The sequence below is a fragment of the Pseudonocardia alni genome (assembly GCF_002813375.1).
Classification (GTDB): Bacteria; Actinomycetota; Actinomycetes; order Mycobacteriales; family Pseudonocardiaceae; genus Pseudonocardia; species Pseudonocardia alni.
The window spans coordinates 1,419,336-1,443,768 of record NZ_PHUJ01000003.1; the positions used below are offsets into that span (position 1 = coordinate 1,419,336).

Annotated in this window: 20 protein-coding genes; 10 read left to right on the plus strand and 10 right to left on the minus strand. The window is 75.9% G+C overall.

Features of this window, described 5'->3' with window-relative positions:
• Positions 1-38: 38 nt before the first annotated feature.
• A complete protein-coding gene (gene dinB / locus ATL51_RS07430) occupies positions 39-1,328 on the plus strand; it encodes a DNA polymerase IV (RefSeq protein WP_208622939.1) in 1,290 nt (429 codons plus the stop codon).
• Positions 1,329-1,377: 49 nt separating this feature from the next.
• The gene (locus ATL51_RS07435; protein WP_100878125.1) at positions 1,378-2,124 is read left to right on the plus strand and encodes a Clp protease N-terminal domain-containing protein; all 747 of its coding nucleotides are present in this window, start codon (positions 1,378-1,380) and stop codon (positions 2,122-2,124) included.
• Positions 2,125-2,164: 40 nt separating this feature from the next.
• On the opposite strand, the gene ATL51_RS07440 is transcribed toward ATL51_RS07435, so the two are convergent.
• The 6 genes from ATL51_RS07440 to ATL51_RS07465 all read right to left on the minus strand — a co-directional run bounded on the left by ATL51_RS07440 (position 2,165) and on the right by ATL51_RS07465 (position 10,689).
• Positions 2,165-3,040, minus strand: a complete 876-nt coding sequence (locus ATL51_RS07440; RefSeq protein ID WP_100878126.1) for an FAS1-like dehydratase domain-containing protein — start codon at positions 3,038-3,040, stop codon at positions 2,165-2,167.
• Positions 3,037-3,831 (minus strand): alpha/beta fold hydrolase, encoded by a 795-nt coding sequence (locus ATL51_RS07445; protein WP_073574246.1) that lies wholly within the window; start codon positions 3,829-3,831, stop codon positions 3,037-3,039. Before ATL51_RS07445 ends, ATL51_RS07440 begins: the two co-directional genes overlap by 4 nt.
• Complete coding sequence (locus ATL51_RS07450) at positions 3,828-5,264, minus strand: wax ester/triacylglycerol synthase domain-containing protein (protein ID WP_100878127.1); 1,437 nt, start codon at positions 5,262-5,264, stop codon at positions 3,828-3,830. The genes ATL51_RS07445 and ATL51_RS07450 overlap by 4 nt, the downstream gene beginning before the upstream one ends.
• Positions 5,261-6,778 carry an HAD-IB family hydrolase gene (locus tag ATL51_RS07455; protein ID WP_100878128.1) on the minus strand — a complete coding sequence of 506 codons (1,518 nt, stop codon included), beginning with the start codon at positions 6,776-6,778 and terminating at the stop codon, positions 5,261-5,263. The genes ATL51_RS07450 and ATL51_RS07455 overlap by 4 nt, the downstream gene beginning before the upstream one ends.
• Positions 6,765-9,164: a glycerol-3-phosphate 1-O-acyltransferase gene (locus ATL51_RS07460; protein ID WP_157818263.1), complete on the minus strand. Its 2,400-nt coding sequence runs from the start codon at positions 9,162-9,164 to the stop codon at positions 6,765-6,767. Before ATL51_RS07460 ends, ATL51_RS07455 begins: the two co-directional genes overlap by 14 nt.
• 103 nt (positions 9,165-9,267) lie before the next feature.
• Entirely contained in the window at positions 9,268-10,689 is a 1,422-nt protein-coding gene (locus ATL51_RS07465) for an aspartate aminotransferase family protein (protein WP_073574250.1), read from the minus strand.
• Between the two features lie 115 nt (positions 10,690-10,804).
• Between ATL51_RS07465 and ATL51_RS07470 the strand changes: the two genes are divergently transcribed.
• Entirely contained in the window at positions 10,805-12,295 is a 1,491-nt protein-coding gene (locus tag ATL51_RS07470) for a PucR family transcriptional regulator ligand-binding domain-containing protein (RefSeq protein WP_167409974.1), read from the plus strand.
• A gap of 9 nt (positions 12,296-12,304) precedes the next feature.
• Here the strand turns inward: ATL51_RS07470 and ATL51_RS07475 are convergent, their stop codons facing one another.
• Entirely contained in the window at positions 12,305-13,174 is an 870-nt protein-coding gene (locus ATL51_RS07475; RefSeq protein WP_100880549.1) for an SAM-dependent methyltransferase, read from the minus strand.
• 109 nt (positions 13,175-13,283) lie between these two features.
• Here ATL51_RS07475 and ATL51_RS07480 point away from each other — a divergent pair, with 109 nt between their 5' ends.
• On the plus strand, positions 13,284-13,853 hold the full coding sequence (locus tag ATL51_RS07480) for a hypothetical protein (RefSeq protein ID WP_157818264.1): 570 nt from the start codon (positions 13,284-13,286) through the stop codon (positions 13,851-13,853).
• On the opposite strand, the gene ATL51_RS07485 is transcribed toward ATL51_RS07480, so the two are convergent.
• Positions 13,766-14,875: a glycosyltransferase family 4 protein gene (locus ATL51_RS07485; RefSeq protein WP_157818265.1), complete on the minus strand. Its 1,110-nt coding sequence runs from the start codon at positions 14,873-14,875 to the stop codon at positions 13,766-13,768. The two genes, ATL51_RS07480 and ATL51_RS07485, sit on opposite strands and share 88 nt — an antisense overlap.
• Before the next feature lie 186 nt (positions 14,876-15,061).
• On the opposite strand from ATL51_RS07485, the gene ATL51_RS07490 reads away from it, so the two are divergent.
• The gene (locus ATL51_RS07490; RefSeq protein WP_073574254.1) at positions 15,062-15,484 is read left to right on the plus strand and encodes an ATP-binding protein; all 423 of its coding nucleotides are present in this window, start codon (positions 15,062-15,064) and stop codon (positions 15,482-15,484) included.
• 125 nt (positions 15,485-15,609) lie between these two features.
• On the opposite strand, the gene ATL51_RS07495 is transcribed toward ATL51_RS07490, so the two are convergent.
• Positions 15,610-16,533, minus strand: coding sequence for a methylenetetrahydrofolate reductase (locus ATL51_RS07495; RefSeq protein ID WP_073574255.1), 924 nt, complete (start codon positions 16,531-16,533; stop codon positions 15,610-15,612).
• Between the two features lie 189 nt (positions 16,534-16,722).
• On the opposite strand from ATL51_RS07495, the gene ATL51_RS07500 reads away from it, so the two are divergent.
• The 4 genes from ATL51_RS07500 (at position 16,723) to ATL51_RS07515 (ending at position 22,055) form a co-directional block, all read left to right on the plus strand.
• Positions 16,723-17,823: a polyprenyl synthetase family protein gene (locus ATL51_RS07500; protein WP_073574434.1), complete on the plus strand. Its 1,101-nt coding sequence runs from the start codon at positions 16,723-16,725 to the stop codon at positions 17,821-17,823.
• 5 nt (positions 17,824-17,828) lie between these two features.
• Positions 17,829-19,388: a phytoene desaturase family protein gene (crtI, locus tag ATL51_RS07505; protein ID WP_100880550.1), complete on the plus strand. Its 1,560-nt coding sequence runs from the start codon at positions 17,829-17,831 to the stop codon at positions 19,386-19,388.
• Between the two features lie 77 nt (positions 19,389-19,465).
• Positions 19,466-21,079, plus strand: coding sequence for a polyprenol phosphomannose-dependent alpha 1,6 mannosyltransferase MptB (gene mptB, locus ATL51_RS07510; RefSeq protein ID WP_167409975.1), 1,614 nt, complete (start codon positions 19,466-19,468; stop codon positions 21,077-21,079).
• On the plus strand, positions 21,060-22,055 hold the full coding sequence (locus ATL51_RS07515) for a phytoene/squalene synthase family protein (RefSeq protein WP_073574257.1): 996 nt from the start codon (positions 21,060-21,062) through the stop codon (positions 22,053-22,055). The genes mptB and ATL51_RS07515 overlap by 20 nt, the downstream gene beginning before the upstream one ends.
• 13 nt (positions 22,056-22,068) lie before the next feature.
• Here ATL51_RS07515 and ATL51_RS07520 read toward each other — a convergent pair whose 3' ends face one another.
• Positions 22,069-22,422 carry an Rv2175c family DNA-binding protein gene (locus ATL51_RS07520; RefSeq protein WP_062396076.1) on the minus strand — a complete coding sequence of 118 codons (354 nt, stop codon included), beginning with the start codon at positions 22,420-22,422 and terminating at the stop codon, positions 22,069-22,071.
• 121 nt (positions 22,423-22,543) lie between these two features.
• Here ATL51_RS07520 and pknB point away from each other — a divergent pair, with 121 nt between their 5' ends.
• Positions 22,544-24,409: a Stk1 family PASTA domain-containing Ser/Thr kinase gene (pknB, locus tag ATL51_RS07525; RefSeq protein WP_100878134.1), complete on the plus strand. Its 1,866-nt coding sequence runs from the start codon at positions 22,544-22,546 to the stop codon at positions 24,407-24,409.
• Positions 24,410-24,433 lie beyond the last annotated feature (24 nt).

The window sequence follows — 24,433 nt, forward strand, 5'->3', positions numbered from 1 at the left end:
CGCAGCCGCTCGCCGCGGACCCCGCCGCATGCGAACATGTGTTCGTGCGCGGCCTGGCCACCATCCTGCATGCCGACCTGGACTCGTTCTACGCGTCGGTCGAGCAGCGCGACGACCCGCGCCTGCGGGGGCGGCCGGTGGTCGTGGGCGGCGGTGTCGTGCTGGCCGCGAGCTACGAGGCCAAGGCGCACGGCGTGCGGACCGCCATGAACGGCCGCCAGGCGCGGGCGCTGTGCCCGCAGGCGATCGTCGTCCCGCCGCGGATGGCGGCCTACTCCGAGGCGAGCCGCCGGGTGTTCGCGCTGTTCCGCGACACGACCCCGGAGGTCGAGGGGCTGTCGATCGACGAGGCGTTCCTGGAGGTCGGCGGGCTGGCGAGGATCGCGGGCACGCCCCGGGAGATCGCCGCCCGGCTGCGCGAGCGGGTGGCCCGGGAGGCGGGGCTGCCGATCAGCGTCGGCGTGGCCCGCACCAAGTTCCTCGCCAAGGTGGCCAGTGGGGCGTCGAAACCGGACGGGCTGCTCGTCGTCGACCCGGCGCGGGAGCGGGAGTTCCTGCACCCGCTGCCGGTGCGCAGCCTGTGGGGCGTCGGGGCGGTGACGGCGGGGCGACTGCACGAGGTGGGCGTGCGGACCGTCGCCGACGTCGCCGCGCTCGGCGAGGCCGCGCTCGTGTCCTACCTGGGGCCGGCCGCGGGACGGCACCTGCACGCGCTCGCGCACCTGCGGGACCCCCGCCCGGTGGACACGCACCGGACACGCCGCTCGATCGGGTCGCAGCGGGCCCTGGGTCGCCACCCGCGCACCGACACCGAGCTCGACGGCATCCTGGCCTCGACCGTCGACCGGCTGGCCCGGCGCCTGCGCGCCCCCCGCGGGTCCGACCGCGACGAGCCGGACGAGACCGTCGACATCGACGGCCCGTCCGTACCGCGCGACGCGGGTGGGGCCGCGACGGGCGGCCGGGTCTGCCGCACCGTCGTGCTGCGGGTGCGGTTCGGCGACTACGCCCGGATCACGCGGTCGCACACGCTGCCGGTCGCGACCGCGCACACGCCGACGATCCTCTCCGCCGCCCGCCGGCTGCTGAGCGACGCCCTTCCCGAGATCCACGCCCGCGGCATCACCCTGCTCGGCCTGTCGCTGACCAACCTGGACCGCGACGACGCCCTGCAGCTGGAGCTCCCCCTCGACGCCCACGCCGGCCCGGCCCTGGACACCGCGCTCGACGCCGTCCGGAGCCGGTTCGGCTCGGCCTCGGTCGGCCGCGCCAGCCGCCTCGGCCACGACGAGGGACTGCAGGTGCCCCTGCTGCCCGAACACGAGTGATCGTCAACCCGAGGTTGACGAACCATTACCGTCAACTTACGGTTGACGCATGACCTCACCGACGCCCCTGGGGGGCACCGTCCGCCTCGACGACCTCATCCACGCCATCACCTCGGTCCACCAGGACCCGCTGGAGCAGCTCTCCGACGCCGTGCTCGCCGGGGACCACCTCGGCGAGGTCGCCGACCACCTGATCGGCCACTTCGTGGACCGGGCCCGCCGGGCCGGGGCGTCGTGGACCGACATCGGCCGCAGCATGGGGGTCTCCAAGCAGGCCGCGCAGAAGCGGTTCGTCACCCGTCCGGACGCCCCGGAGAACATGGCGCAGGGCTTCGAGCGGTTCACCCCGCGGGCCCGCAACGTCGTGGTCTCCGCGCAGAACGAGGCCCGTACGGCCGAGAGCGACCGGATCACCCCGGCGCACCTGGTCCTCGGGCTGCTCGCCGAGCCGCAGGGGCTGGCCGTCGCGCTGCTGACCGGGCTGGGGACCGACACCACGGCGCTGCGCGAGACCGCCGTCGCCGCGCTCCCGGAACGGGCGACGACGGTGCCCGCCCTGATCCCGTTCGACCCGGCCGCGAAGAAGGCCCTGGAGCTGACCTTCCGGCACGCACTGCGGATGGGGCACAACTACGTCGGGACCGAGCACGTCCTGCTGGCCCTGCTGGAGCAGGAGGACGGCGACGGTGTCCTGACCCGGTCGGGCGTCGACGGTGAGCGGGTGGAGCAGGCCGTCACCGAGGCGATCGCCGCGATGACCGGGGGCGGGGCAGCGACCGGGGCCGGGGAGAGCTGACGGCGGCGCCGTGGTGCACCGGGGCAGGACCCGGGCAGGCTCAGGTCGCGAGCTCGATGCTCCCCCGCACCGACTCCGGTGCCCCGTCGGACCCGGCCGCGACGTCGATGCGGTCCCCGTCCGGGGTCCCGCCGACCCAGACGTCGGCGCCGGCGAAAGCCGGTGCGGTGAGGCGGTACTCGAAGCCGCGCACGAACGCCGTCGGGCGGTGGCGGCGCGCGATCTCCAGGCCGAGCAGGGCGAACAGCGGGCCGTGCACGACCAGGCCGGGGTAGCCCTCGACGCCGGTGACGTAGGGCAGGTCGTAGTGGATGCGGTGGGTGTTGTAGGTCAGCGCCGACATCCGGAACAGCAGCTCCGGGCCGGTCGGCACGGTGAAGGCCCACTCGTGCTCCGGGCGCGGCGCCGGGTCCGGCGCGACCGTGCCCCGGACGGTGCCGGCCGGCTGCGAGCGGTAGACGATGTCCTGCTCCTCGACGCAGAGCAGCGTGTCGCCGCGGCGGAACTCCGCCCGCGTCGTCACGAACGCCATCTCGCCGCTGCGGCCCTGCTTGACCCGGACCGGGCCGAGCTCCTGGCGGCGGGTCACCGGTTCGCCGACCCGCCACGGGGCGTGCCAGGTCAGGCGTCCGCCGGCGAACATGCGTCGCCGGTCCAGGACCGGCGGCAGGAAGTGGCCCTCGCGGGGGTGGCCGTCGTCGCCGAGCGCGGACATCGGCGGGGTGTCGAGGAAGGCGAGCCAGTGCCACAGCGGCGGGAGCGGGTCCCCGTCGGCGGCGACCGGGTCGAGGTCGAGCAGCCCGGAGAACGCGGCGACCGACCACGGGGTGACGGTGTCGGTGCCGACGAGAGGTCCGGGGGCCCAGCCGTCGAGGGCGGCGGAGAGGTCGGCGGGGGCGTTGCCGGGGCCGGTCACGACGCGACCTGGTAGCGGGTGTGCTGCAGGATCGTCCAGGCCACCAGCGCCGGGTTGTCCACCATCGGCACGTGGCCCACGCCGGGGAGCACGACCAGCTCGGCGCCGGGGACGGCGTCCATCAGCGGGCGGCCGTAGCGGCCGTAGGGGATCGTGCGGTCCGAGCCGGCCCAGGCGACCCGCACCGGGCAGGGCAGCTGCTCGAACGGTGTGATGGCGGTGTCCATCCGCGCCGCGGACAGCAGCGGCTCCAGGATGGTGCAGCCGGCGAGGTCGTCGAACAGCTCGGCCACCTCGTCGGCGGTGTAGCGGTCGGCGTGCTCGGCCACGGTGAGCAGGAGCAGCCTGCGGATCGCCCCGCACGAGGCCAGCGTGCGCATCGGCGCCCACCCGGCGAGCAGTGCCCCGAGCCGGAACACCACGAGCAGCCGGTACAGGTCCGAGGGCACCGACCAGGCCCCGGCCGGGGACAGCCCGACGACCGAGCGGGCCCGGCCGCGGCGGGCGAGCTCCAGCGCGGCCCAGCCGCCCAGGGAGTTGCCGACCACGTGCGGCCGTTCCGGCACACCCAGCGCGTCGAGCTCCTCGACCAGGGCGTCGACCATCAGGTCCATGCTGAACTCGCCCTCGGGCATCGACGGGCCGTCGAGGTGCCCGGGCATCGTGACCGCCCAGACCTCGTGGTGCTCCTCCAGCATGGGCAGCAGCGGCTTCCAGGCCCGCCAGGAGGAGGTCATCCCGTGGAGCAGCAGCAGCGGCTCCCCCGAGCCGCCGACGTGGTGTGCGCTCATCCGACGATCATGGGCTCGGCGGCCCCGGGCTGCAGCGCGAGGACCTCCGCGAACCCCCCGGCCAGGCAGCGGGCGAACTCCTCGCGGTCGGTGATCGCGGCCGCGTCGATGTTCGCCCCGACGCAGCACAGGTCCCCGTGGGTGACCACCGAGATCATCGCCGCGCAGCCGGGCAGCGGCGCGAACGGGTAGACGCGGTCGATCCGGGCGCCGCACAGGAACGCCTCGGACCGCAGCCCCGGCACGTTCGACGCCTGCAGGTCGTTGCCCTGGGTCGAGCCGCCCGCGACCAGGGTCAGCAGCGGGCCGGGCAGCCGGGCCAGCAGCGGCGCGACGACGTCGGGGCTCTCCAGCGCGGGCTCGGAACGGGCGGCACGCATCTGTTCGGACACCTCCCGGATCCGCCGGGCCGGGTCGGCGGTGCCCATCGGCGCGGCGAGCCGGGCCGGTGCCCAGCGGTTGCCGCCTGCGGCGTCGCCCTCGCGGCGCACCGACACCGGTACCGAGGTGCGCAGGGTCGCGTCGCCGGTGACCGGGTGTCCCATCGCCTCGTGGTAGAGCCGGAAGGCGCCCAGCAGGGACGCGACGAAGGCGTCGTTGAACGAGCCGCCCACCGACTTGCCCGCCGCCCGCAGGTCGGCGAAGTCGACGTCGAGCGCCACGAACCGCCAGGACATCCCCCGCGGTCGCAGCAGCTCCGAGGCACCGCCGGGCGGCGGGGACAGCACCCGCAGCGCCGAGTCGAGGTAGCGGGCGGTGTCGCGGGCCGCCGACAGCGGGTGGGTGAGCGCGCCGACGACGTCGCGGGCGGCACGGGCGGCCGCCGGGACGATCCCGGCCTCGCGGCGGACCAGCCGGTCGACCTCGGCGAGCGGGTCGGGCGAGGTCGGCTCGGGCGCGGCGGGCTGCGGCTTGGTGTCGTCGTGCTCGCGCTTGCGGCTGTGCAGCTGCGACAGGAGCTGGACCACGCCCATGCCGTCGGTGAGCACGTGGTGCAGCTTCAGCAGGAACGCCGCACGCCCGCCGGGCAGCCCCTCGACGAGCATGGCCTCCCACGGCGGACGCTCCCGGTCGAACGGGGTCATCATGAACTGCTCGGCGATCGGGGACAGCTCCGCCCAGAAGCCCGGTCCGGCGCCGGGGATCCGCACCCGGCGCAGGTGGTAGTGGAGGTCGAACTCGAGGTCGTGGATCCAGTACGGCGTACCGAGCCCGCCCAGCGGCTCCCGGATGCGCTCGCGGAAGCGCGGGACCATCCGCGTCGCCCAGTCCACGGCGGCGACGAGCCGGTCCCAGTCGGGCTTGGCGTCGAGCAGCTCGACGGCCAGGACCGGGGACCGGAAACGGGGGTCGTCACCCTCGGCCCGCCACATCATGACCTCGAACGGCGACATCTCGCGGGCCGAACCCCAGCCCGCCGGGGAGTCGCTCATGCCGGGTCCTCCTGGCTGTGGTCGCTGCGGTCGTACTGCTGGGCGATGCGGCGCTCCGGCCACGCGGCGAGGGTGTCGAGGAACCGGCCGCGGACCTCCTCGGCGTACTTCCCGGCGTCCTCGGGGACCCAGGACGAGGTGTCCACCGGGGGCAGGACGGCGACCTGCACGGTCCCGCCGCGCAACGTCTGGGCGCCGCGCCACATGATCTCCCCGGCGTTGCGGATGACCACGGGCACGATCGGCACCCCGGCCTGCATCGCGATGTGGAACGCGCCCTTCTTGAACGGGCCGAGCCGGGGCGTCGGCGAGCGCGTGCCCTCCGGCGCCATCGCGAGGGAGATCCCCTCGTCGCGCAGCTTGTCGACGGCCGGCTGCAGCGCCGCGCGGGCGGCGCGGGAGTTGGAGCGGTCGATGAACGCGACGTCGGCGGCCCAGAACAGCTGCCCCCACACGGGGATCTGCGCGGCCTCCTTCTTCGCGACGCCGGTGAAGCTCTCGCGCAGCAGCTTCATCAGCACCGGCACGTCGAACTTGGACTGGTGGTTGAACACGAACACGCACGGCCGCGCGGAGTGCAGGTACTCCGCGCCGGTCACCTCGACGTCGATCCCGGCGAGCCCGAAGGCGACGTCGGCGCCGACCGAGCCGGCCATGTCGACGAACCGGCGGCGCGAGCCGTGCAGCAGCCCGGCCCCGGCCGCGGCGGCCAGCCCGCCGGCCATGCCGCCGTAGAAGACAGCCGTGCGGGCGACGTCGGTGACGCTGGGGAACAGCCCGCCGCGGGGTGCGCAGTCGAGCACCGGCCATCCCCGCTCGCCGGCGAGCGCGCGCAGCGAGTCGGTCGGTGACACCGCGACCGCGTGGCCGACGGCGGACAGGAACTCCGCGTCCTCGGTGCCGTTGGCGTAGCCGAAGCAGCCCGCCAGGTCGACACCGTGCGCGGCGGCGTCGGCGCGGACCGCCTCGGCCTTGCCGGTGCCCCACAGCGAGGTGCCCGCGACCCGGCCGGTGAGCACGCCGTCGTGCACCTCCAGCTCGGTGCACAGCACCCGGTCCGCGCCGAGCTCGTCGGCCATCGGCTGCACCTGGAACCGCGTCGCCGAGGACGCCATCACGACCTGGTGGCCCTGCTCCTGGTGGGCGGCGACCAGCTCCCACACCTCCGGGTGCAGCGAGCCCGCGATCTCGTCACGGAACAGCGTCCGCCCGAGGGCGTGGAGCTCGTCCTCGCTGCGGCCCTTCCAGGTCGCGAGCGTGATGGAGAGGAACTCCTTGAAGTCGTCGTCGGTGCGGATCCCGCGCATGCCCGACAGCACGGTGCGCACCATCTCGACCGGCCCGACGTCGAACTCGCGCAGCCGTTTGCGGTAGAAGGCCCCCGCGGAGTAGCCGTCGATGACGGTGCCGTCGTAGTCGAAGTACGCGACCGTCCCCGGTCCCGGCTCCGCCTCCCGGATGGCCCGGAGCCGGTCCCGGGTGTCCCCGGCCGGCGTCCCGTCAGCTGGCGACACCCGTATCCCCTTCCGCACGCTGTTTCGCCCCGGAGGGCGGGACCACCGGCGACGCCGGGGCCGCCTCGGGCGCCGTCGTCCCGCCGGAGCCGAGGACCACCTCGAGGCGGGCGCGCTGCAACTCGCCCAGCCGTCCCAGATCCTGGATCACCGCGGTGACCTCCGTCAGCCAGGCGGCGCGCCGCTCCCCCAGTGACGCGCCGGCCGCGCCGGACTCCGGCTCGCCGAGCAGGTCGCGGTTGCCGGCCTGGCGCACGGCGGTGGCGTACAGCTCGCGCGACACCGAGTCGGCGCGGTCGAGCCGCTGCTGCAGCAGCATCTGACGGCCGACGCCGAGGCAGTCCTCCAGGAACTCCTTCTCCTCGGCCATCGGCTCCTCGCCCAGCGCGACCAGCCGGTCGGCGACGACGAGCTGGGCGTCGAGGAACGACCGCAGCACGCCCGGCGCGACCAGCAGCGGAGCCTGGCGGAGCACACCGCGCACATCGGCCGGGTCGGCCGCCCGGGTCCGCCATTCCGGGTCGACCAGGTCCAGCTCGCCGATGATCTCGGCGCGGAACTCACGGCGGGTGGAGAAGAAGAACTCGAACTTGAGCAGGTCCCGCAGCCGGGCCAGCTCGCGCCACGCGACCTCGACGATGTCCTCGTCGGGGGCGGCGTCGCCGACGCGCAGCAGCGCGATCTCCAGCATGGCCCGGTTGAGCAGGTGGTGCAGCGCGCCGTTGCGGTAGAACGCGGCGACGTGGTGGCGGCCGGTGCTGACGGCGAAGACCGGCTCGGTGCCGCCGTCGTAGACGGTGACGACCCCGGCCTCGGCGAGCCGGTCGAGGGTCATCCGCAGGCCGTGCCGGGTCCGCAGCTCGGCGATCGGCACCGGGATGCCGCGGGCCTCCAGGTAGTCCGCCAGCGGCGCGACGACCTCCCGGACCTGCTGCAGGGTCAGCGCCCGGTCCTGCGCCCAGAGCAGCGCGAACGTCGCGAGCGAGGTCGCCGTCGCCGGGGTGACGCGGTTGATGCCCGCACACACCCGGAAGGCGACCTTCTCCAGCTGGGCCCGGCCGGGGCCGGCGTCGTCGAGCGCACGGCGCAGCGCGAACGGCTCGGCGAAGCGCACCCGGGCGGTGCCGATGTGGCGGCGCTGGTCGCGGAAGTAGCCGTAGAGCCAGCCCAGTCCCTCGGCCTTCTTCTGCCCGCCGCGCTGCTCGGCGGCCATCGCGCCGACCTCGTGCAGCTGGTCGTAGACGATGGACACCGGGACGAGCACCGCGTCGAGCTCGGGGCGTTCCTCCAGCGCGGACACCAGGTAGCGCAGCAGCCCGATGCGGGGCTTGCGCAGCTTGCCGGTGCGGCTGCGGCCGCCCTCGATGTACCACTCCAGGTTGAAGCGCTTGGCGAGCAGATGCCCCAGGTACTCCTGGATCGCGGCCTTGTAGACGGTGTCCCCGCCGAAGGTGCGGCGGATGAACACGATCCCGGCGCGGCGTCCGAGCGACCCCATCGGCCAGAACGACAGGTTGTTGCCGCCCAGGACGTGGTTGCGCGGGAAGTTGCGGTCGTGCAGCACCTCGGCGAACAGCAGGGGGTCGGCGTAGGAGCGGTGGCTGGGCAGGAACACCAGCGCGTGCTCCTTGTTCAGCTCGCGCAGCCGTTCCAGCCCGGACTCGTCGACCTGCACGTCCCAGGCCTTGGCGTGCATCGGCCCCATCATCGCCCGGAAGAGGTCGATGGCGGGCGGGCTCTGCACGGCGGCCATCTCGTGCAGACAGGACTCCAGGCGCTGCTCGACCTCGGTGGCGGGGCTGCCCGTCTGGTGCGCGAGCCGCTCGACCAGGGTCGGGAACCGGGCCGAGGAGGTGATCTGCTCGACCATCCGGCGCGGCACCTTGTAGCGGTCGCCGAGGATGCGCCGCTCCGCACGGTCGCAGGCCAGCACGGCCTGGCGGGCGACGAACCGGGTGAAGCCGTTACTGCCCGGCCGCCCGCTCTCCTGGGCGACGAACCGCGACACCAGGTCGGCGACGGTCGCCGGCTCCCCCGCCACGACGCGCGCCGCATCCGGGCGGTGCCGGGCCATCGACGGGTGCAGCGGCGACCACGCCATCCGCATCACCGCCGACGTCGCGAGCCCGGTGAGCTTGCGGACCGGGCCACCGTCCTCGGGCTCGGGGGTCACCCAGGCCACGCGGGCCGGGACGATCACCGTGTCGTCGCCGTGCAGGGCCTCCCCCAGTGCGGACGGGACCTCGCCGTTCGGCCCGATCCCGACGACCGCCGAGCCCGGGTGCTGCTCCTCGGCCCAGCGCCGCAGGATGCCGCGTTCGGTGTGCGACCGGGCCTGGGTCACCACGACCTCGCGTCCGCCGCCGGTGACGTCGTCGGTCGTCATGGAGCCCCCCGTCGGCATGCCCCGCCGCGGTGCGGCGCCTGCGGGGGTCAACCTAGTTACCCGCCGGTTGGGCAACAACCCGACGCGGCGGTCGCCCGCCAACTCACACGATCTTGTCCGCCTCGGCGAGCACCCCCCGCAGGATCTGCTCCATCTCGTCGAACTCGCGCTGTCCCGCGATCAGCGGCGGCGCCAGCTGGATCACGACGTCGCCGCGGTCGTCGGGGCGGCAGTACAGGCCCGCCTCGAACAGCGCCCCGGGGAGGAACCCGCGCACCAGCCGCTCCCGCTCCTGTGGACCGAAGGTCTCCCTGGTGTCGCGGTCCCGCACGAGCTCGATCGCCCAGAAGTAGCCGTCGCCGCGGACGTCGCCGACGATCGGCAGGTCACGGAGCCGGTCGAGGGTCGCGCCGAACGCGTCGGCGTGGGACAGGACGTTGCCGTAGAGGTCCTCGCGCTCCATGAGGTCGAGGTTCGCGAGCGCGACGGCGGCCGAGACCGGGTGCCCGCCCCAGGTGTAGCCGTGGGGGAACGTGACGCCGGGGGCGAGGAACGGCTCGATCACCTTCTCCGAGGCGATCATCGCGCCCAGCGGCCCGTAGCCCGAGGTCATGCCCTTCGCGCAGGTGATGATGTCCGGGGTGAACCCGAACTTCGCGCTGGCGAACGGGACGCCGTGGCGGCCGAAGCCGGTGATCACCTCGTCGGCGACGAGCAGCACGTCGTGCCGGTCGCAGATCTCGCGGACCCGGGCGAAGTACGACGGCGGCGCGGTCAGGCAGCCGCCGGAGTTCTGCACCGGCTCGAGCACGACCGCGGCGACGGTGTCCGCGCCCTCGAACGCGATGGCCTCCTCGATCCGGTCGGCGGCCCAGCGGCCCAGGGCCTCGGCGTCGCCGTCGAACTCGGGGTGGCGGTAGAGGTTGGTGTTGGGTACGCGGAACCCGCCGGGCGCCAGCGGCTCGAAGTCCTTCTTCATCGCGGGCAGCCCGGTCACGGCCATCGCCCCGTGCGTGGTGCCGTGGTACGCCGTCGCCCGGGAGATCACCTTGTGCTTGAGCGGGCGGCCGCGGAGCTTGAAGTACTGCTTGGCCACCTTCCAGGCGCTCTCGACGGCCTCGCCGCCGCCGGAGGTGAAGAAGACCCGGTTCAGGTCGCCGGGGGCGAGATGGGCCAGCCGCTCGGCGAGCTCGGCCGCGGGCGGGGTCGTGTAGCCCCAGACCGGGAAGAACGCCAGCTCCGACGCCTGCTTCGCGGCGACCTCGGCCAGCTCACGCCGCCCGTGCCCGGCCTGCACGACGAACAGGCCGGCGAGGCCGTCGAGGATGCGGCGGCCGCGGTCGTCCCACAGGTGCACGCCGTCGCCGCGGGTGATGACGGGGATCGGGGCAGCGCCGTCCCGGCCGTGCATCCGGGCGAAGTGCATCCAGAGATGCCGCCCGGCGGCGTCGGCGTGCGGCGAGAGGGCGGGCGCGTCCGGGGTGGCTCCGGCCTCGGTCCGGGTCGTGTTCTCGACGGCGGTCACGTGGGGCTCCCTCGGTAGCGGCGCGGTACGCCTCCGATCGTCGGCGCCGCGGCGGCCCCGGTCAGGGATACGATCCGTATCGTCCTCGACCGCGCGGCGGACGGAGTGGATCCCGGTGCACCCGACCATCGCCGACGTGCTGGCCCGTCCGGAGGTCCGGGCCGGGGCACCCGCCGTCCGGGCCGGGCGGGCGGCGCTGGGCACGCCGGTGCGCTGGGTGCACGTCAGCGAGGTCGCCGACCCGGCCGGGACGCTGCCGCCGGGGGTGCTGGTGCTCTCGGTCGGGGTGCCGGTGGCCGACCCCACCACCGTCCCCGCCCGCTACGTCGACGCGCTGCGGGCCGCCGGGGCGGTCGGGCTGGTCGTGGAGATCGGCCGGCAGCTGCCGTCGCTGCCCGCCGGTCTGGTGCAGGCCGCCCGGGCGGCCGGGTTCCCGCTGGTGGAGCTGCGGCGCACGGTGCGCTTCGCCGAGATCGTCGCCGGTGTGCTGGGGCAGGTCGCCCGCCGCGACGACGACCCGGGGCCGCCGGGCGTCGAGGCCGCGTTCCGGACGCTCGCCCTGCACCGGGTGCCGCCGGGGCGCGTGGTCGGCGAGCTGGCCCGCCGGATCGACGTGCCCGTGGTGTGCGAGGACCTCGCGCACCGGGTGCTGCTCACCGCGGGCGGTCCGGACCTGCGGGACTGGGCGGCGCGCTCGCGGCTGGCCGGGCCCGCCGGGCCGGAGGGCTGGGCGACCGCGCCGGTCGGGCGGCCCGGCGCGCGGTGGGGGCGGCTGGCGGTGCCGTCGCGGCCGACGCCGGGCACCGCCGAGCGGGTGCGCGCACTGCTCGACGCCGCCGCGGACGCGGTGTCGCTGCTCGACCCGTCGCCCGAGGGCCTGCTGCGGTCCGCCCGCGACGCGCTGGTGGCCGACCTGGCCGTCACGGTGCCGTCCGACGCCGGACGGCTGGCGGTGCGGGCCCGCGCCGTCGGGCTGGACACCGCGGGTCCGCTGTCGGTGGTGGCGCTGCGCCCGGCCGGAGACGACGACCCCGGGCGGGCCGTCGACCCGGAGCAGGCCGTGGACGCGGCGCTCGCCGTCGTCGCACCGGGGGCGACGGTGGTCTCGCCCGCACCCGGGGAGCTGGTCGTGCTCGTGCCCGGCGACGGCGGCCCGCTGCTCGCCGCGCTGCCCGCCACGGTGGCCGCGGCGACGGCCGGGCCCGGCTCGTTCGCCGCCGTGGCGGACCTGCTGCGCCGGGCCCGCGACGACGCGGCCGCGCACGCCGCGACCGGCGGCCGCGGCCCCGTCCGGGTGCCCGCGCTGCGCGGGCTGGTGCACCGCCTCGGCGACGACCCGGCCCTGCTCGGCTTCGCGGCGGACGTGCTCGGCCCGGTGACGGCGCTGCCCGCCGCCGCACGCGCCGACGCCCGGGACACGCTGTGGGCCCTGGTCGGGGCGGGCGGGGTCGTCGCCGACGTCGCCCGCAGGCTCGGGGTGGGCCGCCCCGCCGCCTACGCCCGGCTGCGCCGCCTCTCCGGCCTGCTGGGCCTCGACCTCACCGACCCCGAGGTGCGGACCGCGCTGCACATGGCCCTGCTGGTCGACGCCCGTGCCGCCCGCTGAGCCCGCCGCTCAGGGCCGGTCGGCCCACAGCAGCGTCGCCGAGCCGAGGGTGTCGGTGACCGTGTCGTGCAGCGGCCGCCCGTAGCCCGCGGCGACCTCGCGGACCGGGCGGGCGGTGACCGTCCAGCCGTGGCGGCGCAGCCAGTCGTCGCAGGACTCGGCCCGGGGCTCGGCGAAGAACAGCTCGCGGACGTCGGTGGTGTGCAGCATCTCCTGGGCCGCCTCGCGGAACGACGGATCGTCCGCGATCCGCTCCACCTGGTCGCCGAAGTGCTCGACGGCGATCCGGCTGCCCGGCACCGACAGCGCGTGCACCCGCTCGAAGAGGAGTTGCTCGGCGTCGGCGGGCAGGTAGGGCAGCAGGCCTTCGGCCAGCCAGGCGGTCGGCCGGTCCGGGGCGAAGCCGGCCGCGGTGAGCGCGGCGGGCCAGTCGTGGCGCAGGTCGACCGGCACGGTGACCCGGCGCGCGGTCGGCGTGATCCCCGCTTCGGCGACGACCCCGTCCTTGAACTCCAGCACCTTCTGCTGGTCGACCTCGAACACCGTGGTCCCGGCGGGCCACGGCAGGCGCAGGGCCCGCGCGTCGAGGCCCGCGGCGAGCAGCACGACCTGGGTCGTCCCTGCGCCGGTCAGGGCCTCGTCGAAGAACCGGGAGCGCACACCCTGGTAGCCGGCCTGCACGACCCACGGGTCGGCGGCGTCGCCCGGGTCCCGCGGCACCGCCGACAGCGTCCCGGCCGCGTCGACGAACCGCTGGGCGTACGGGTCGTCGACCAGCCGGTCGGCGCGGCGGGTCTCCAGCGCCCGCCCCGCGGCGACGGCCAGGGCGGTGGCGCCCACGCTGCTGGTGATGTCCCACTGATCGTCGGCTGTGCGCATGACGATCACGCTAGGAGCAGACGATTAGCGTTGCTCATCAGTCACGCGGATGATCACTCGCACGGCGCAGGCGGTACCGGACACCGGATCCCATACCGACCCTGCGTGTGTGAGCCGTAACACCGCGTGGATCGGGGGCGAGGAGGGCCACATGGACCTCCGCCGGGTCACCGGCTACCTCGCGCTCACCCTGCTCGCGCTGTACTGGCTGTGGGTGCTCACGCGCACCGCCCCGGTGCTGCGACGCGGCTGCCGCGACCGGCCACTGCGCCTGCGGCTGACGCTGCTCCGGACGGCCGCGCTCGGCTGGACCGCACTGTTCGTCGCGACCGTGCACTTCTGGGCGACGTCGTGGTGGCACGTGGTCGTGGCGCTGCCGGTCGCGCTCGCGGGCGGGGCCGGGCTGCAGCGGGTGCACCGCCGCCTGGTCGCCCCGCCCCGGCACCGCGTCGCGCTGTCCCGGCGGGTCCGCCGCACCGGGCACTTCCCGGTCATCCGCCGGCCCGGGGTACCCGGGCCGCACCGGCATGCGGCCGTCGAGGCCGCACCGCGCGCGGTCCGGGACCTCCGCGACCTGGCGTGGCCACCGGGTCAGCCCGCGGCGCCGACCGGCGTGCGGTCCTCGGGGTCGTCCTCCTCGGCGGGCTCGGCGGCCGGCGCACCGACCAGCTCGCCGTAGACGACGGTCAGGGCCTCGGCGATCCGCGCCCGGTCGAACCGCGACACCGCACGGTCCCGGCCCGCGATCCCGAACCCGGCGCGCAGGGCGTCGTCGCCGAGCACGCCGCGCAGCGCGACCGCCAGCTCGGCGGGCCGGGCCGGGCGGACCAGCACCCCGGTCACCCCCTCGACGACGACGTCGCGCAGCCCGCCCACGCTCGTCGCCACGACCGCCCGCGCGCAGGCCATCGCCTGCAGGACCGGCCCGACCCCGACGTCGCGCTCCGGTGCGGCGACCACGACGTCGGCCGAGCGCAGCAGCCGCGGCATCAGGCCGCCCTCGACCGGCCCGAGGAACCGGACGCGCCCGGCGACGCCGGCCTCGCGGGCGATGCCGAACAGGCGCGCGCGGTCGGGGTCCGGGTCCGCCGCGCCGCCGGCGACGAGCAGCTCGGCGGTGCGGACCCGGGACAGCGCCCGGATCACCGTGTCCATCCCGGCGCCGTCGGCCAGCGAGCCGACCGCGAGCAACCGCGGCCGGTCATCCCGGCGCAGCGCCGGCCCGTCGGGGGCGAACACGTCGGTGTCGACGGCGGCGGGCACCGTCCGCAGCACCGCCCGCGGCACCCCGCGGCGCAGCAGGGCGGTGTGCTGCTCCTCGCTGGAGGCCAGCACGCGGGCGGCCCCCTGCGACGACCCGGTACGGGCCGCGGGGATCGCGGCCGGGCCCTGGCAGTCGGCCGGATAGACCTGCACGACCGGCACCCCGGTCGCGACGGCGGCGGCCCCGGCGCGCGGTCCGATGGCGTGCACCACCTGGGGCGGGTCGTCGGACCACGCCGCGGCCAGTGCGGTGTCCTGCCCGGGTTCCCACGGCTGCACGCGCAGCGTGCCGCCGTCGGCCGGGGCGGTCAGGTCGGGGTCGTCGGGGACGTCGGTGAACACCCGGACCGCGTGACCGGCGGCGGCCAGCGAGGCGGCGGTGATCCCCGCGCCGCACGTTCGCGGGACCTCGGGGGTACGGATGACGGCGATGCGCAAGCGGAGCCTCCACGTCGTGCTCGCGGCTGCGGGCACGCGCAGTTGGCTCTACGCGTCGGACCCGTGACCGTACCCGCTCCGGTCCGCCCCCGGGTGGGCGACCGCGGGAGTGTGCGAGGCGGGCACATCGGGTAACCGGGTCGCGTCGGGCGGGCCGGCCCGGCAGGACGGGGAGGGGGCGGGCCCGTGACCGCACAGTCCTGGATCCTCAGGGTGGAGCCCGACGCGGCCGCGTGCCGCACGGCCCGGCACGAGCTGACGCGGTTCCTGACCCCGTTGGTGGACGACGTGACCGTCGGCGACGCGACGCTGGTGCTGCACGAACTGGTGGCGAACGGTGTCGACCACGCGCACACCCCGATGCTGGTGACCGCACGGGTGCGCGACGGCGCGGTACGCCTGCGCGTGCGCGACGGCTCGGTCGTGCGCGGACGCGAGCAGCCCTACGACCCCACCGCGACCCGCGGACGCGGGCTGCAGATCGTCGGCCGGCTCTCGCAGCGCTGGGGCGTGCGCCGGCACCACGGCGGCAAGACGACCTGGGCCGACGTCGGGCCGGTCGGCGCCCGCCCGGCCCCGGACCTGCACCTGGTGCGCCCGGCCTCCTGACCCCCCCCCGCCCGTCCGGCGGGCCGGAGCCACCGGGCCGGGCCGGGGCGGGGACCGGGTGGCCGGACCCGGTTCACCGGGGTGGGCTCACCGCGACGGACCGGTGCGGGCCCCGCCGCGGACGGTCAGGCCGGTGTGGAGAGCCGGGTGCCCTCGTGGCGCGGCGCCAGCCCGAGACGCTCGACCAGCTCGGTCGTCGCCGTCGACCGGTTGAGACAGTAGAAGTGGATCCCGGGGACACCCTCGGCGAGCAGCCGCTCGCACAGCTCGCCGGTGACCTCCATGCCCGCGGCGCGGAACGCCGCCGTGTCACCGGAGTAGGGCGCGAGCCGCTCGACGAGCGCCGCCGGCAGCGGCGAGCCCGACAGCTCGGGCCCCTTGTGGAAGGTCTTCTCCGAGGTCAGCGGCATGATGCCGGGGATGATCGGCTGGTCGAACCCGGCGGCGGCGACCCGGTCGCGCAGCCGCAGGAAACCATCGGGCTCCAGGAACAGCTGGGTCACGGCGAACTCCGCGCCCGCCCGGAACTTCCCGACGAGCCGCTCGGTGTCGGTCTCGAGCTCGGCCGAGCGCGGGTGGCCGTAGGGGAACGCGGCGACGCCCACGCAGAACGGGCCGGACCGCTTGATCAGCGCGACGAGCTGGTCGGCGTACTCGAGCCCGTCGGGGTGGGCGACCCACTCGCCGAGTGGGTCGCCGGGCGGGTCCCCGCGCAGCGCCATGATGTTGCGGACGCCCGCGGCGGCCAGCGACCCGATCACGTGGCGCAGCTCGTCGGTCGAGTGCGAGACGGCGGTCAGGTGCGCCATCGAGCACAGCGTCGTGTCGGTGGCGATCCGCTCCACCGTGCGGACGGTGCGGTCGCGGCTGGAGCCGCCCGCGCCGTAGGTCACCGACACGTAGGCCGGGTCGAGCACCTCCAGGCGGCGGATGGCGCGCCACAGTTCCGCCTCGCCCCGATCGTCCTTGGGCGGGAAGAACTCCACCGCGAAGAAGGGGCGGTCGACGTTGATCCGTTCGGTCACCGTGGATGCGAAGGTCGTCGTCACCCCGACGACCTTACGGTGCGTACCGCCGTTCGGTCGTCCACCGACCGGCGCGCACCGTCTGCGCACCGCCATGACGTGCACCACGACGGCATCGGCGGGCCGGGTCCCGGGTGCACCGATAGCCTGGTCGTCGTGGCCGACCCCGTCTCCCCCGTGTCCGCACCGTCCGGTCCGTCCGGATCCCCGGGCCTGTCCACCGCAGGTCCGGCTCCGCTCGACGACGCGCTGCCCCAGCACGTGGAACGGGTGCTGGCCGGGTACCTGGACCGCCGCCGCACCGAGGTGCTGGGCATCGACCCGGTCGTCGCGGCGGCCGCCGACGCGCTGGCCGGGTTCGTGCTGGGCGGTGGGAAACGGCTGCGGCCCACCTTCGCCTGGTGGGGCTGGCGTGGCGCGGGCGGCGACCCCGCCGACCCGCACGCCCAGGGCGTGCTGAGCGCGATCGCCGCGCTGGAGCTGATCCAGGCATGCGCCCTGGTCCACGACGACCTGATGGACGCCTCCTCCACCCGCCGCGGCCGGCCCACGGTGCACGTGGAGTTCGCCCGGATGCACGCGGCGAACGGCTGGTCCGGACCGCCGGCGCGGTTCGGCGCCGCCGTCGCGATCCTCGTCGGGGACCTGGCCCAGGTGTGGGCCGACGACATGTTCCACGCCGCCGCGCTCCCCGAGGGCGCCCACACCCGCGCCGCCGAGCCGTGGCGGGCGATGCGCACCGAGGTGCTGTCCGGCCAGTACCTCGACGTGCTGGCCCAGGCCTCCGGGGACACCGCCGAGTCGACCGCACTGACCATCGACCGGTTCAAGACCGCCGCCTACACCGTGGAGCGGCCGCTGCACCTGGGCGCGGCGATCGCCGGGGCCGACCCGCGGGTCGTCGCGGCCTACCGGCGCTACGGCGCCGACATCGGCGTCGCCTTCCAGCTGCGCGACGACCTGCTGGGCGTGTTCGGCGACCCGCGGGTCACCGGCAAGCCCGCCGGGGACGACCTGCGTGAGGGCAAGCGGACCCTGCTGGTCGCCGCGGCCCTGCAGCGCGCCGAGCAGCGCGGGGACCGGGCCGCGGCCGACGTCGTCCTCTCCGCGCTCGGCGACCCCGACCTGGACGCCGCGAGCCTGGAACGGGCCCGCTCCGCGCTGTCGGAGCTGGGCGCGGTCCAGTCGGTGGAGCAGCGGATCGCCGCGCTCACCGGCGCCGCGCTCGACGCGCTCGACTCCGCACCGGTCGCCGAACCGGGCCGCTCGCACCTGTTCGAGCTGGCCGAGCGCGCGACCCGGCGGGCCTGGTGAGCGGGGTGCGGCGGATCGAGGGGCACACCGACCACGTCGTCGTCGTGGGGGCGGGGCTGGCCGGGCTGTCGACAGCACTGCACCTGCTCGGCGCGGGCCGCCGCGTCACGATCGTCGAGCGGGAGAGCTTCCCCGGCGGGCGCGCCGGGCGGCTCGACGTGACCGACGACCACGGCACCTACGCCCTGGACACCGGCCCCACCGTGCTGACCATGCCGGAGCTGCTGGACTCCGCGTTCGCCGCCGTCGGCGAGACGACCGCGGACCGGCTCGACCTGGTCCGCCTCGACCCGGCCTACCGGGCCGAGTTCGCCGACGGCTCGGCGATCGCGGTGCACACCGACGCCGCCGCGATGGAGCACGAGATCCGCGAGCAGTGCGGCCCGGACTCCGCGGCCGGGTACCGGCGGCTGCGCCACTGGCTCACCGACCTCTACCGCGCCGAGATGGACAACTTCATCGGCGCGAACATGGACTCGCCGCTGTCGCTGCTCGGCCCCGACCTGGCCCGGCTCGCCGCCCTCGGCGGCTTCGGGCGGCTCGGGAAGCGGATCGACCGCTTCCTGCCCGACGAGCGGCTGCGCCGGGTGTTCTCCTTCCAGGCGCTCTACGCCGGTGTCTCCCCGCGCGACGCGCTCGGCGCCTACGGCGTGATCGCCTACATGGACACCGTCGCGGGCGTGTACTTCCCGCGCGGCGGCATGCGGATGATGGGCACCGCACTGGCCGGCGCCGCCGCCGACGCGGGAGCAGAGATCCACTACGGCCGCACCGTCACCGGCCTGGACCGCTCCGGGGACCGGGTCACCGCGGTCCGGCACACCGGTCCCGACGGCGCCGACGAGTCGCTGACCCCGTGCGACGCGGTCGTGCTCACCCCGGAGCTGCCCGCGGCCTACGCCCTGCTCGGCGGCGCACCGCGGCGTCCGGTCGGGCTGCGCTGGTCGCCCAGCGCCGTCGTCGTGCACGCCGGGATGCCCGCGCCCGCCCCCGGCACCGCGCAGCACCACCACACGATCTCCTTCGGCGGCTCCTGGGCGGGCACCTTCCGCGAGATCATCGACGAGGGACGGCTGATGTCCGACCCGTCGCTGCTGGTCACCCGGCCCGGGCTGACCGACCCGTCGCTGCAGCCCGGCGGGCGCGAGGTCATGAGCGTGCTCGCCCCGTGTCCGAACACCGCGGTGGCGCCCGGCATCGACTGGGACCGGGTCGGCCCGGCGTACGCCGAGGAGCTGTTCGGTGTGCTCGCCGACCGCGGGCTGGTGGACCCCTCCGCGCAGCCGAGCTGGACCCGGATGTGGACCCCGCAGGACTGGGCGGCCGCCGGAATGGCCGCGGGCACGCCGTTCTCGGCGTCGCACACGCTGGCCCAGACCGGCCCGTTCCGGCCGCGCAACCTGGTCCGCGGTACGGCGAACGCGGTGCTCGCCGGGTGCGGCACGACCCCGGGCGTCGGGATCCCCCCGGTCCTGATCTCCGGGCGGCTGGCGGCCGAGCGGATCACCGGTCCGCGCCCGGCCGAGCACGCCGGGCGCGGGGCTGCCGCGCGCACGGGGCACTGACACGGGGCACTGAGGGCGGGTGCCGGGGGGCGTGGAATCATGCTCCCGACGATGCCCGACCAGCACACACGGACACGATGACGGCTCAGCCCTCGCCCCCGCTCCCCCGCCCGGCGGCACCCGAGACGGTGACGCCGGACCCCGGCGCGGGCGCGGTCGTGCCCCCGCCGCCCGCACCGGAGCCCGCGGGCCCCGGCCTGGTCGAGCGGCTCGGCTCGCCGCCGCGGGGCGTCCTGCTGCTGGGGCTGGCCGGGACCGTGCTGATGTTCCTCGGCTCGTTCGGCGGCGGCGGAATCCCGATGCGGGACCCGGTGATCGGCAACTCGGCGCTGTCGTTCTGGCGCTACGGCCACGGCGCGATGCTCGCGACGATCGTGATCTACGTCGGCCTGGTGCTGATGGTGTGGGCGTGGGTGCGGCTGGGCCGCGCCGTGCTCGCCCGGCGCGCCGGGGGCCGCGCGGTGCTGACGACGGCGGCGGTGTGGATGCTGCCGATGCTCGTCACGGCGCCGTTGTTCACCCGCGACCCCTACAGCTACCTCGCACAGGGCGCGCTGCCGCTGGCCGGGTACGACCCGTACGTCGTCGGGCCGGACACCATGGGCGGGATCTTCACCGACAACGTCCACTTCTTCTGGCAGGACACCCCCGCCCCCTACGGCCCGCTGTTCATCCTGCTCGCGCAGGGCGTGGTCCTGCTGGTCGGCCAGAACGTGCTGCTCGGCGTCGTGCTGATGCGGCTGACCCTGGTCACCGGGCTGCTGCTGCTCGTGGCGGTGCTGCCCGCGCTGACCCGGCACCTCGGCGGGCGTCCCGCGGTCGCGCTGTGGCTGGCCGTGGCGAACCCGGTGATGGTCGTGCACATGGTCGGCGGGGTGCACAACGACCTGCTGGTCGTCGGCCTGCTGCCGCTGGCGGCGCTGCTGGCGCTGCGGCAGCGGTTCGTGTGGGCGATCGTCGTCGCGTCGCTGGCCATGGCGGTGAAGGCCTCGGCCGGGATCGTGCTGCCGTTCCTGGTGCTGGTGTGGGCCGCGACGCTGTCCGGCGGGTTCTGGTCGCGGCTGGTCCGGGCCGGGGTGCCGTCGGTGGCCGTGTTCGGCGTCGTGTTCGGCGGGGCCACCTGGCTCACCGGTCTCGGGCTGGGCTGGCTGCCCGCGCTCAGCGCCCCGTCGATGATCGTGAACTGGCTGTCGGTGCCGACCGCCGTCGGTCAGGCGACGGCGAGCGTGGCCGGGATGTTCGCCGGCGAGGTGAACACCCAGGCGTTCGTGGACACGTTCCGGTTCATCGGCGCGCTGGTGATGGGCCTGCTGATCGCCCTGCTGTGGTGGCGCGGCCGCGACGACCCGCGGGCCGCGGTGCGCAATGCCGCGATCGCCCTCGCGCTGGCCGCCGTGCTCTCCCCCACCACCCTGCCGTGGTACCTGAGCTGGGGGTTCTGCCTGCTCGCGATGACCCCGTGGAGCGCGCGCGGACTGCAGTGGGTGGTCGTCGGCTCGGTCTGGCTGATGATCGTGTACTTCCCCGACGGCGAGACCGCCCTCTACGTGCCGCACTACCTGCTGGTGTGTGCCCTGGCCGGTGTCCTGGCCGCGGTGTCGCTGCTCCGCCCGGACCCGCTGGGGCTGCGCCGGGGCGCCCCGGAGGCACCGTCGACCGCGCCCACCACCGATGCGGGCGTCCGCGGCTGAGCGGGCCGGGCGCGTCGAGCTCGACGCCGCCGGCCTGACCGACCCGCAGCTACGGGCCGCCTACGCGGCCTGCCGCGCGCTGCACGCCGAGCACGGGCGCACCTACTTCCTGGCGACCCGGCTGCTGCCCCCGGCGCGACGGGTCGACATCCACGCTCTCTACGGCTTCGCCCGCTTCGCCGACGAGATCGTCGACGACCCCGACGGCGCGGGCGGCGGGGACCCGCACACCCGGCTCGACGCGCTCGACGCCGAGCTGGCGGCCGCACTGGCGGGGGCCCCGCTGCCCGGCAGCAGGCCCGAGGTGCTCGCCGTCGCCGAGACCGCGCGCCGCCACGACCTCGACGCGTCGCTGTTCCGGGACTTCATGGTCTCGATGCGGATGGACCTCACCGTCACCGACTACGCCACCGACGACGAGCTGGCCGTCTACGTGCACGGCTCGGCCGCCGTGATCGGGCTGCAGACGCTGCCGGTGCTCGGGACGGTCGTCCCGCGGGCGGAGGCCGAGCCGCACGCCGCGCTGCTGGGCGTGGCGTTCCAGATCACGAACTTCCTGCGCGACGTCGGCGAGGACCTCGACCGCGGCCGCGTGTACCTGCCCGCCGACGAGCTCGCCGCGTTCGGCGTCGACCGGGAGCTGCTGGCCTGGAGCCGGCGCACCGGGCGCCCGGACCCGCGGATCCGCCGCGCCCTGGCCCACCTGGTCGCCCGGACCCGGGCCACCTACCGGCGGGCCGACCCCGGGATCCCGATGCTGGAGCCGGTGTCGCGGGCCTGCGTCGGCGCCGCCCGGGTGCTGTACGCGGAGATCCTCGACGAGATCGCCGACGCCGGCTACGACGTGCTGACCCACCGGGTCGCGGTGCCGAACCGGCGCCGGGCCGCCGTCGCGCTGCCCCGGCTCGGCCGGGCGCTGGCCGCCCGCGGGACCGAGCTGGCGCGCGAACGCGCCGGGCGTCCGTCCCGCGGGTGAGCCGGCGGAACCCTCAGAAGGCCATGGCCTGGGCGCGGCGCTTGATCTCCTTGTGCCGACCCGCGCGCAGCGCGGTGATCGGAGCACCGGAGAGCGACTCCTCCTCGGTGAACAGCCAGCTCAGGATGGCGTCGTCGTCGTAGCCGCCGTCGCGGAGGACGACGATCGTGCCCGGCAACCCGCGCACGACACCGTCGTCGTCGAGCAGCGCGGTCGGGACGACGACGTCGTGCCCGTTCTTGAACGACAGGAGCTGACCGTCGCGGACGAGCTGGTGGACCCGGGAGACGGGGATCGACAGGCGGTCGGCCACCTCGGCGACGCTCAGCGTCTCCTCGGTGACCGCGGCGGGGAGGGACTCGTTCACAGCCGGACACTGTCCCACACCGTCCCGGACGGCGCCGACGCCCACCGGGCCGGCCCGCCCGCGGCCCCGACGCCGACCACCTGCGCGACCGCCGGGATCGCCCCCGGTAGCCTCACCCGCGATGAGCTCACCGTCCGGTCCGGCCGACCCCGGCATCCCGGGTGGGGCCGGGCGGCTCGCCGCCGACGGCCCCGGCGAGGTGCTGCTCGACGGCCGTTACCGGGTCGGCCCGGTGCTGGCCCGCGGCGGCATGTCGACGGTGCACCACGGCACCGACACCCGTCTCGAACGCGCCGTCGCGATCAAGGTGATGGACCCGCGGATGGCCGGGGACCACGCGTTCCGCACCCGGTTCGACCGGGAGGCGCGGCTGGCCGCCCGGATCGACCACCCGTGCGTCGTCGCCGTCTACGACCGGGGCACCGTCCCCGCGGGCCCGCTGGGCGAGGCCAGCCTGTTCGTCGTCATGGAGCTGGTCGACGGCGGCACCCTGCGCGACGTGCTGCGCGCCCGCGGGGCGCTCGGGCTCCCGGCCGCGGTGCGGGTGCTCGAACCGGTCCTCGCCGGTCTGGCCCGCGCGCACCGGCTCGGCATGGTGCACCGCGACGTGAAGCCGGAGAACGTACTGATCTCCTCCGGCGGCGAGGTGAAGGTGGCCGACTTCGGCCTGCTCACCGCGGCCGCCGAGGCCGGGGTCAGCCACGCCGGGATGATCCTCGGGACGATGGCCTACCTCTCCCCCGAGCAGGTCGTGTCCGGCCGCGCCGACGGCCGCAGCGACGTCTACGCCGCCGGGGTCGTGCTCTACGAGATGCTGACCGGGCAGCCGCCCTACACCGCCGACAACCCGCTGTCGGTGGCCTACCGCCACGTGAACGAGGACGTGCCGCCGCCGTCGGCGCTGGTCCCGGGGCTGCCGCCGGCCGTGGACGCGCTCGTCGCCCGGGCCACCTCGCGGGACCCCGAGCAGCGCCCGGTCGACGCGGAGCACTTCCGCCGCGAGCTGCTGGACACGGCCGACCGGCTGGGCCTGCCCCGGACCGCGACGCCGCGCCCGCCCGGCCCGCCCCCGCCCGACGACGGCGCCACCCTCCCCGCGGGCCCCCTGCGCCACCGGCCGCTCGACGCCGCCGCGCCGGGCCCCGGCGGCACCCGGGTGCAGTCGCGGGCCCGCGGCGCGCACGGCACCGCCGTCACCCCCGCCGGGCAGCCGGAGCCGATGACCCGCGAGGAGCTGGCCGGGCGCCGCCGTCGCGGCCGCCGGGTGTTCGCGCTGTGGATGGTGCTGCTCCTGCTGCTGGCCGCGCTGGCCGGGACGGGCGCCTGGTGGCTCGGGTCGGGCCGCTGGACCACGATGCCCGCGGTCACCGGCCTGGACCGCGAGCGGGCGACCGCACTCGTCGCCGAGTCCGACCTGACGCCCACGGTCACCGAACGGGCCGACGACGACGTGGCGCCCGACCTCGTCGCGCAGGTGGACCCGGCCCCGGAGACCCGGGTGCTGCGCGGGACCACGGTCACCCTGGTGGTGTCCACCGGCCGTCCCGCGGTGCCCGACGTGCCCGCGGGCAGCGCCGTGGACACCGCGGAGGACGCCGTGCGCCGCGCCGGGCTGACCCCGGTGCGCTCGACGAGCGCCGAGGAGTTCAGCACCGAGGTCCCCGCCGGTGCGGTGATCCGCACCGACCCGCCCGCCGGGACCCGGCTCGCCAGTGGTGCCGCGGTCACCCTGGTGACCAGCCGGGGCGCCGAGCCGGCACCGCCGCCCCCGGCACCGACCGCCGAGCCCGCGGCGCCCACCTCCGTGCCGTTCGTGATCGGCATGCGGGCCGACGAGGCGGAGGCGCTGCTGCGTCAGGACGGCTTCGAGGTCGACATCGAGCGCAGCTTCCCCTTCGGTCGCCGCGACGGCCGCGTCGTCGGTCAGGACCCGGGGGCGGGCGGCGACGCCGAGCCCGGCGACACGATCACCCTGACCGTGCTCTGAGCCCGCGCCGCGGGTCGGAGCCGG